Source organism: Grimontia marina (assembly GCF_900060185.1).
GTDB classification, from domain to species: Bacteria; Pseudomonadota; Gammaproteobacteria; order Enterobacterales; family Vibrionaceae; genus Enterovibrio; species Enterovibrio marinus.
This window is the reverse complement of the sequence record NZ_FIZY01000055.1, coordinates 22,471-31,016: the sequence shown is the minus strand read 5'-3', so window position 1 is coordinate 31,016 and position 8,546 is coordinate 22,471. Positions and strand designations below refer to the sequence as shown.

Annotated in this window: 5 protein-coding genes; 3 read left to right on the top strand and 2 right to left on the bottom strand. The window is 49.5% G+C overall.

What is annotated here, in order from left to right:
• Positions 1 to 439 precede the first annotated feature (439 nt).
• The 3 genes from GMA8713_RS20945 to GMA8713_RS20930 all read left to right on the top strand — a co-directional run bounded on the left by GMA8713_RS20945 (position 440) and on the right by GMA8713_RS20930 (position 5,864).
• Positions 440 to 1,564 (top strand): M14 family metallopeptidase, encoded by a 1,125-nt coding sequence (locus GMA8713_RS20945; RefSeq protein ID WP_062713932.1) that lies wholly within the window; start codon positions 440 to 442, stop codon positions 1,562 to 1,564.
• A 422-nt stretch (positions 1,565 to 1,986) separates the two neighbouring features.
• Entirely contained in the window at positions 1,987 to 3,846 is a 1,860-nt protein-coding gene (locus GMA8713_RS20940; protein WP_084387802.1) for a hypothetical protein, read from the top strand.
• A 413-nt stretch (positions 3,847 to 4,259) separates the two neighbouring features.
• Complete coding sequence (locus tag GMA8713_RS20930; RefSeq protein ID WP_084387801.1) at positions 4,260 to 5,864, top strand: ABC-F family ATPase; 1,605 nt, start codon at positions 4,260 to 4,262, stop codon at positions 5,862 to 5,864.
• A gap of 104 nt (positions 5,865 to 5,968) precedes the next feature.
• On the opposite strand, the gene GMA8713_RS20925 is transcribed toward GMA8713_RS20930, so the two are convergent.
• A complete protein-coding gene (locus GMA8713_RS20925; RefSeq protein WP_062713926.1) occupies positions 5,969 to 6,985 on the bottom strand; it encodes a CNNM domain-containing protein in 1,017 nt (338 codons plus the stop codon).
• Complete coding sequence (locus GMA8713_RS20920; RefSeq protein WP_062713924.1) at positions 6,985 to 8,361, bottom strand: hemolysin family protein; 1,377 nt, start codon at positions 8,359 to 8,361, stop codon at positions 6,985 to 6,987. Before GMA8713_RS20920 ends, GMA8713_RS20925 begins: the two co-directional genes overlap by 1 nt.
• Positions 8,362 to 8,546: the final 185 nt, after the last annotated feature.

Below are 8,546 nucleotides of genomic sequence, written 5' to 3'. Positions count from 1 at the left end.
CTAGTTGCTACGCGCGGCTTTAACAAAGCGACGGTGGCCTTAGCGAACAAGCTTATACGGATAGCGTGGGTAGTTGTTACACGGCAAGAAACCTATAAACCAGTGACAGCATAAGAAAGCATTAGAACAAAAGGAAATCACACCAAGGTTGCGAAGGCAACAGGCAAGATGAAAACAGGTCAGACCGGCATACTGAAACCCTGGCTATACCCGAGGCTCTAGAAGCCGATTGTTTGATAAGGCCAGTATGCGCGAAGTCTCATCAAGGCCAGAAGCAACGCTTCACAAACAGGCCGGATATATGAAAGCAAACCTGTCCCTTCAATCAAACCTGTCGTCTTGCAAACTAGGAGGAGACCATATATGGGTATACTCGCTTTCGCGAATCGGGAACTATGCTAATGTGATTCCCAAATTCCGATAAGAAAGACGATCAACAATGAAAATCTTCAGCAACTTTGACAGCGGCAACATTCAGGTGGTTTCCGCTGACTCACCAGCCAATATTCAGCTTTCAATCCCAGCCGACAACAATACAGAAACCGCGCAATGGTTTCACTTCCGTTTAGAAAGTGATTCGCAGGAACTGCACCAGTTCACGCTGCTGAACCTGGCTAAATCCGCTTACCCAGAAGGTTGGCAAGATTACGATGTGGTCGCTTCTTACGATCGCAATGAGTGGTTCCGAATCCCTTCAGAGTTTGATGGCGACAACCTGCGCTTCTCGGTGATACCGGAAGCAAGCTCTATGTATTTTGCCTACTTCGCGCCTTACTCTTACGAGCGTCATCAAGACCTACTGCACGAAGCGCAAACCCACTATGCCTGCAAACTGGAAACCTTGGGTGCAACCATTGATGGCAACGACATCAGCCTGCTTACCATTGGCGAACCAGCCGGAGGTAAAAAGAATATTTGGGTGATTGGCCGCCAACACCCGGGTGAAACCATGGCAGAGTGGTTTATTGAAGGCCTGTTGATGCGCCTACTGGATGAAACCGACACCGTCGGCAAAGCGCTAATTGATAATGCAGTTATCCGTGTTGTGCCAAACATGAACCCAGACGGCAGTATCCGTGGTCACCTTCGTCACAATGCGGTCGGCGCAAACCTTAACCGCGAATGGCAAACGCCGACCCTAGAGCGCAGCCCAGAGGTTTTCTACGTGCGTGAACGTATGCTGGAAACGGGCGTAGATATGTTCCTGGATATCCACGGCGACGAAGCTATTCCGTACAACTTTGTGGCAGGAAGTGAGGGCATTCCTTCCTACGATGAAGATTTCGCCGCGATGGAAGCTCACTTCAAGCAAGCGCTGCTGACCATCACCCCAGAGTTTCAAGACGAGCACGGCTACCCGAAAAGTGCACCGGGTACAGCTAACCTGACAGTGGGCTCTAACTGGGTGGCAGAGCAGTTTAAGTGTTTGTCTTACACCGTTGAAATGCCATTCAAAGACCACAACGACCAGCCAGACGAAATTTACGGGTGGTCACCAGATCGCAGTGCTGCTCTCGGCAGCGATATGCTTGCCGCTATTTGGGCGACATTGCCAAAGCTTTGACGGGTTGATTGAAGTGTAACGCCACCGAGAGGTGGCGTTTTTGGTTTGGGGTTATGCAGTGTGGTTCTGCCCCATTAAGTAGGTCAGTGTTACTTAGTCCGTGATGGCTCTGATAAAAGGAAAAACAAAAAGAATTATGTTGAAGTGGGCCGCATTGTTTAAAGGAGGAGTATGTCTCATATGTGAAATTTTTTTCTTTATTTCCCCAGGTTTCTCTCGGTAACTGTCTGCTTTAACAATTAATCTGATTTTTATAATGTCTCATTATTATTTATGAGTCAATATTCTCACCGTTGAATTCCCCTCAATCTCTTCTAGCTTATTTTTCGATACGAAATTTTTATGCGAACCAGATTTGAGGGTGTGCTTAATAGGCTTAACGCGCTTCACAGCCACCGGATGCTATTTTTTGAGGATATGTGATGTATTTATTTAAGAAAGCGATCTGGGTGTTGCCAGTATTGTCGCTCGGACTCACTGCATGTGGTGGAGAGGAGGACGCTAAAACGGCAGACACTTCTGTACAAGGGGGGAGTACTGGTTCGCCCTCGCCAAGCCCTTTTCCAGGGGAGGTTAACGATACAGAGACCTCCCCCAGCCCACCCAGCATCCCTTTACCGGGACCATTGAATTTGGCGAGCCCGACTGTCGGGGCGCTCTCAAATGATTATTATCCAGTGAGCTTCAATTGGAGTAGCTCCACGGATGCGACGGGTTATACCTTGTGTAGAAAAGATGTAACATTCCTCAACCATTGTGAAGTGCTGGGCACGACGACCGATATGCTTCACTTCAAGCTGAATTTGGGCGGGCCAATAATAAATCATTTGGCTGACTTTTTTGTATTAGCCACTAACAGCACAGGCTCAACAGCGTCTAATGACGAAACCTTATCTTCCGATGATCTGAACACTTTCATAACGTATATCAAAGCCTCGAATCCTGGGACGTATGACAGATTCTCTAATGTGTCCCTTTCAGCGGATGGGAAAACTCTCGCGGTGGGGGCTTCTGGAGAAGATTCACAGGCCAAAGGCATCAATAGTGACCAACAAAACGATTCATGGGGCTTCGATTCTGGCGCTGTGTATGTGTTCCGTTTTGACAATAATAAATGGACGCAGGAGGCTTATATCAAGGGCTCGAATTCCGGGTATAAAGACCGATTTGGCGAGTCACTATCCCTTTCAGCTGATGGGAACACTCTTGTGGTGGGAGCTCGGTATCAAGATTCAACCTCCACAGGCATCAATCAACCAGAAACTTGTTGTACAAACGATTCGGGTGCTGCATATGTGTTCCGCTTTAAGAACGATGAATGGACCGAGCAGGCTTTTATCAAGCCCATGGACCTTCATGCATACCTAAGATTTGGCATCTCAGTATCCCTTTCAGCTGATGGTGACACCCTCGCGGTGGGGGCTGAAGGAGAATCTTCAAATGGAACCCCAAATAGTAGTGGCAGTTTGTCTGGTTCAGGGGCTGCGTATGTATTCCGCTTCAATGGTACTGATTGGGAGCAGCATGACTTTATTAAGGCCTCGAATCCAGGTAAAAATGACAACTTTGGTAACACTTTGTCTCTGTCAGGGGATGGGAAAACCCTGGCAGTAGGGGCTTATAGAGAAGATTCATCTTCCAAAGGCATACACAGTGAACAGAACCAAGACAGCAACGAAAATCAAGATTACGGTGCTGTTTATGTATTCCGCTTTGACGATACCGAATGGAGTCAGGAAGCTTATGTCAAAGCCTCGGATAGTGGGTATCTTCACCATTTTGGCGATACGTTATCCCTGTCCAACGATGGGAATACCCTTGCAGTTGGGACGAAGAAAAATGAAACTGCATATGTATTCCGCTTTGCCGATGATGATTGGAAAGAGGAAGACAAAATCAAGGCTTCGAATACCAGGCTAGGTGACCTGTTTGGCTACTCGGTATCTGTGTCAGGGGATGGCAACACCCTGGCGGTTGGTGCTTATGAAGAAGAATCAGATGCCAAAGGCATGAATGGTGATGAGAGCAAAGACAATTCAGGTACTGCTGGCGCTGCGTATATTTTTCGCTTTGCCGATAGTGCTTGGGAGCAGTTGCATTATATCAAGGCTACGAATACACAATATGCGGACTATTTTGGCGCGTCAGTATCGCTTTCAAATGATGGGAAGGTTCTGGCGGTGGGATCTACTGGGGAAGATTCAACGGCCCCAGGTGTCAACGGTGAGCAGAACAGTGCTGATCAAACAGGGTTTGATTCCGGCGCGGTGTACATCTACTAGCCCATACTAGTAGTAACAATGGACGTGCCCAAACACGGTGTTGCACCAAACCGAGAGGGTGAAATCCGTGAATCGGGCGCGTCCATATCTATCCTAATAGTTCGGTCTCTTTTTGTGGGCTCAACCGCCAATGCGCTAAAACAACAAAGTGAGTGCGTCACTTTGCGTAAATAGAGCTAAGTCTGAATTGGACGATGGAGAGAACAAAAGCTAAGTCGAAATTGTTCATCATTGTATCAGGCTGATCTGTTCTGGCCCCTTCTTTAGTTAGCGTTAAAATCATTACATTTCCAGCGCTAGCCTGCTCCCATCTGTTCAATCCCAATTTAGTCTGTATAATTCGCCGACTGTTTGTTCGTGCCACATAAAGTGCCGCTCTGAACACTTCTCATCATTCACCTAGGAATACTTCATTGATTTCAACCGCTAACATCACCATGCAATTTGGCGCGGAGCCGTTGTTTGAAAACATCTCAGCAAAGTTCGGTAACGGTAACCGTTATGGCCTGATTGGCGCGAATGGCTGTGGTAAATCGACCTTTATGAAGATATTGAGCGGTGCACTGGCACCTAGCTCAGGCAACGTGTCGATCGCGCCGGGATTGAATTTGGGTGTGTTGAGTCAGGATCAGTTTGCGTTTGAAAACTTCAACGTGATTGATGTGGTCATCATGGGTGACAAGAAGCTTTGGGAAGTAAAACAAGAGCGTGATCGCATTTACTCTTTGCCGGAAATGAGCGAAGAAGACGGCATGAAAGTCGCTGAACTTGAAGTCGAGTTCGCGGAAATGGATGGCTACACCGCAGAAAGCCGCGCGGGCGATATCCTGATCAAAGCAGGTATTGAAGAGCACCTGCACTTTGGCTTGATGCAGCAAGTTGCGCCGGGCTGGAAACTGCGTGTGCTGTTGGCGCAGGCGCTGTTTGCGAACCCAGATATTCTGCTGCTGGACGAACCGACGAACAACCTAGATATTCACACCATTGGTTGGTTGGCGGAAGAGTTGAGCCAGCGTAAGTGTACCATGATTATCATCTCGCACGACCGGCACTTCCTTAACACCGTCTGTACCCACATGGCAGACATTGATTACGGTGAGCTGCGTATCTACCCGGGTAACTATGATTACTTCCTGGAAGCGTCAGGTTTGCAACGCGAGCAATTGCTGGCGAGTAACGCCAAGAAAGCCGCTGAGATTAACGAGCTGCAAGAGTTCGTAAACCGCTTCGGTGCCAACGCCTCTAAAGCAAAGCTGGCGAGTTCGCGCGCAAAACGTATAAACAAAATCAAGCTGGATGAGGTGAAAACCTCTAGCCGTATAAGTCCGTCGATTGATTTTGGTGAAGGTAAGAAACTGCACCGTCAGGCACTTGAGTTGCAAGAAGTGGGTCATGGCTACGATGGTGAGATGCTGTTTGAAAATGGCAATCTGCTGTTGGAAGCAGGCTCGCGCCTTGCCGTTATCGGTGAGAATGGTGTGGGTAAAACCACATTGCTGCGCTGTTTGGTGAACGAGCTTGAGCAAACCCAAGGTGTGGTGAAGTGGGCGGAGAATGCGTCTGTCGGTTACTGCCCGCAGGATTGTACTGCTGACTTCGACAACGATATGACTATCTTTGAGTGGATTTCGCAGTGGCGCACTGCGAAGCACAATGACCTGATTGTGCGTGCGATTCTGGGGCGTCTGCTGTTTACCGAAGATGACGTGAACAAGAAAGCCAGAAACTGTTCGGGTGGTGAGAAGAACCGCCTGATCTTCGGCAAGCTGATGATGCAAGACATCAACGTGCTGGTGATGGATGAGCCAACCAATCACATGGATATGGAAGCGATTGAAGCACTGAACAGCGCGCTGAAAGTGTATCCGGGTACCTTGATTTTCGTGAGTCACGACCGTGAGTTCGTGTCATCACTGGCGACGGCGGTTATCGAAATCAAAGACAAGAAGCTGGATTACTTCCAAGGCACATACGAAGAGTACCTTACCCATCAGCAGAAGGTATTGAGTGCGGCATAAGCTGACTATCAGATTTCATGTGAACGCTTGTGATTCAAGGTTTGATAAAAACGAAAACGCCACCTGAAAGGGTGGCGTTTTTTATTGAGATAACTGCGGGACGATTAGCTCGCTGCTGATGTTGGCAGTACACGCTTCAGGATATCTGCCAGCGTGACGACACCAATCATCTTGTCGCCTTTGCTCACCACAGCAATCTGCACACTTGCTTCTCGCATACGCGCCAGCGCTTCGTATACCGGTGTGTTAGCATCAAGCACATGCGCTTTACGTGCGATTTCACGTGCAGGTCGGTCAGCAGGTTCCAGCAGGGTATCACGTACATGAACCACTAGCGGTTTCAGGCCACGGTTGCCGAATACCAGAATACGCATGTGTCCAGATTCCATCGACACCTTGCGCACTTCCGCAACGGTTGCGCGTTTGTCAACATGCGCCATCACCTGACCTTCGGTGACCAGCGTTTCAACCGGGATTGAACTAAGGTCAATCAGACCGGAAAGCTGCTTCTGAATACTCGGTTGCAGTGTACCCACTTTACCTGAGTGTTCGACGAGCTGACGAATGGTATCAATGTCCTGCCCACCGACAGCAGCGCTTTCAACTGGTTCAACGCCAGATGCTTTCACCAGACGGTTCGCAATGCGGTTAATCCAGTTCAGCAACGGACGCAGCGGCCACACGTAAGCCCGTGCCATAAGGCCAATCGCCAGTGCTGATTTTTCAGGGTGTGCAATCGACCAGGACTTCGGTGCCATTTCGCCCACGACAAGGTGAAGGAAAGTCACGACGAACAGCGCAAAACCGAACGACGCACCATCTACCGCCCATTCCGGCATGCCCATAAAGGCAAACACGGGTCCAATCCAATGGTCTACCGCTGGCTTAGTGACTGCACCCAACGCAAAGGTACAGAAGGTAATGCCCAACTGGGCACCGGCTAGCATCAGTGTCAGGTCATTCATGCCGCGCAACGCAGCGCGTGCAGACGCACTTTCCACAGCCATTTCTTCCAGGCGGTGGCGACGTGCACCCATCAATGCAAATTCGATGATAACGAAGAAGCCACTCAATACGATTAGGGCAGTGGTCACCAAAGTGACAATCAACGGATCGATCATTATTCTTCACCCTCCTCAATGGGATTCTCTACAAGCTTGACGCGCACCTCTGTTGGAACGTGTCGCTCAATACGCAACACTTCAACTTCAAGATGGCGCTTGAACAGCTCGCCAGAAGCAAATTCGGATGGGTCGACTGGCAGTTCGATAACGACTGTCTCACCTTCAGCCGGAAGTGCGCCGCGCTCAGCAATCAACATGCCAGCGATGGTTTCTACATCGTCTTTAGGCAGGTCGAAGCCAATCGCACGCTCTACTTCGTCGATGTGGACATCACCTTCCATCAACCATACATTGTCGCTCTGCGGCACAACGGCATCCGCCGCGTCAGCGTCGTGTTCGTCGGTGATTTCACCCACGATTTCCATTGCAAGGTCTTCAATCGTCAGCACGCCAGCAAAACCGCCGTACTCGTCAATGACACACGCCAGATGGTTGGTCGATTTCTCTAGCTGATCCAGAGCGTCTGGCAGACTCATTAGCGTTGGCAGCACGGTAGCAGGGCGCATCACTGATTCTACAGTGTCGTCAGCATGGCCAGCATCTATACGGGCCAGTACGTCAGGCAAATGGACCACACCCACAGGCGCATCATCGTCGTTAACCACTGGGTAACGGGTATGTGCTTGTGCCATCAGTGACACTAACTCAGTCAATGTGGTTTCTGGCTCAACCCAGTCCACCTGAGAACGAGGCACCATCGCGTGTTCTACGTCGCGCTCTGGGAAATCCAGAATACGGTCCATCATCAGTGACAGTTCGACAGGGATATCACCCGTTTCACGAGAGTTAGCGATGATGTGGTGCAAGTCTTCTTCTGAAGCACTCACGTCAAGATCGTGTACTGGTTCAATGCGAACCGCGCGAAGCAGCAGGTTTGCTGATTTGTCGAAGAAGCTGATGAAAAAGCCAAACACAGACATGTAAATCAGTGTTGAGCGGGACATCATGCGAGCCATTGGCTCTGCATTCGCAATCGCGAGGTTTTTCGGGTACAGCTCGCCCATGATCATTTGAACGACCATAGCGACACCCAGGGTGATGACGGTACCTAGAGCGATACCCGCCTCTAGCGATAACCCAAAGCCTTGCAACAATGCGCCCAGCGACTGGCCAACAAGGGGCTCAGCAACGAAGCCCAGCACCAAGCCGGTTACCGTAATGCCAAGTTGGGCTCCGGAAAGCATAAAGCTGGTACGTTTGGTGACTTTGAGCGCGCGTTTTGCGGCTTCATCACCAGTGGCTGCCAGCGTTGCGAGTCTTGCTCTGTCCACGGCCATGTACGCAAACTCTTGGGCAACGAAGTAGCCGTTTGCTGCGATAATAGCCAAAATAAATAGAATGCCGAACAGAAGGGTAAGAAGGGTCTCAATCATTGTTGCGTCCTCCCTTGGTGACGAGAAGCCAGTAAGGTTTGACACAATCGACTAGAGTTGGGGTCCACAAAGTATTCCTACAGTAATAACAGGAAGCGCAGTATATTTCCGCGATGTGGAAATAGTCTAGTGAATAGTTTGATTATGCCCTGCAAACTTAGTGAGACACTCGGCCTGCGGAATTT

Bases quoted from the DNA above. Each gene is read 5' to 3' on its own strand.
- GMA8713_RS20945 (WP_062713932.1), top strand. From the start codon at position 440: ATGAAAATCTTCAGCAACTTTGACAGCGGCAACATTCAGGTGGTTTCC.
- GMA8713_RS20940 (WP_084387802.1), top strand. From the start codon at position 1,987: ATGTATTTATTTAAGAAAGCGATCTGGGTGTTGCCAGTATTGTCGCTC.
- GMA8713_RS20925 (WP_062713926.1), bottom strand. From the start codon at position 6,985: ATGATCGATCCGTTGATTGTCACTTTGGTGACCACTGCCCTAATCGTA.
- GMA8713_RS20920 (WP_062713924.1), bottom strand. From the start codon at position 8,361: ATGATTGAGACCCTTCTTACCCTTCTGTTCGGCATTCTATTTATTTTG.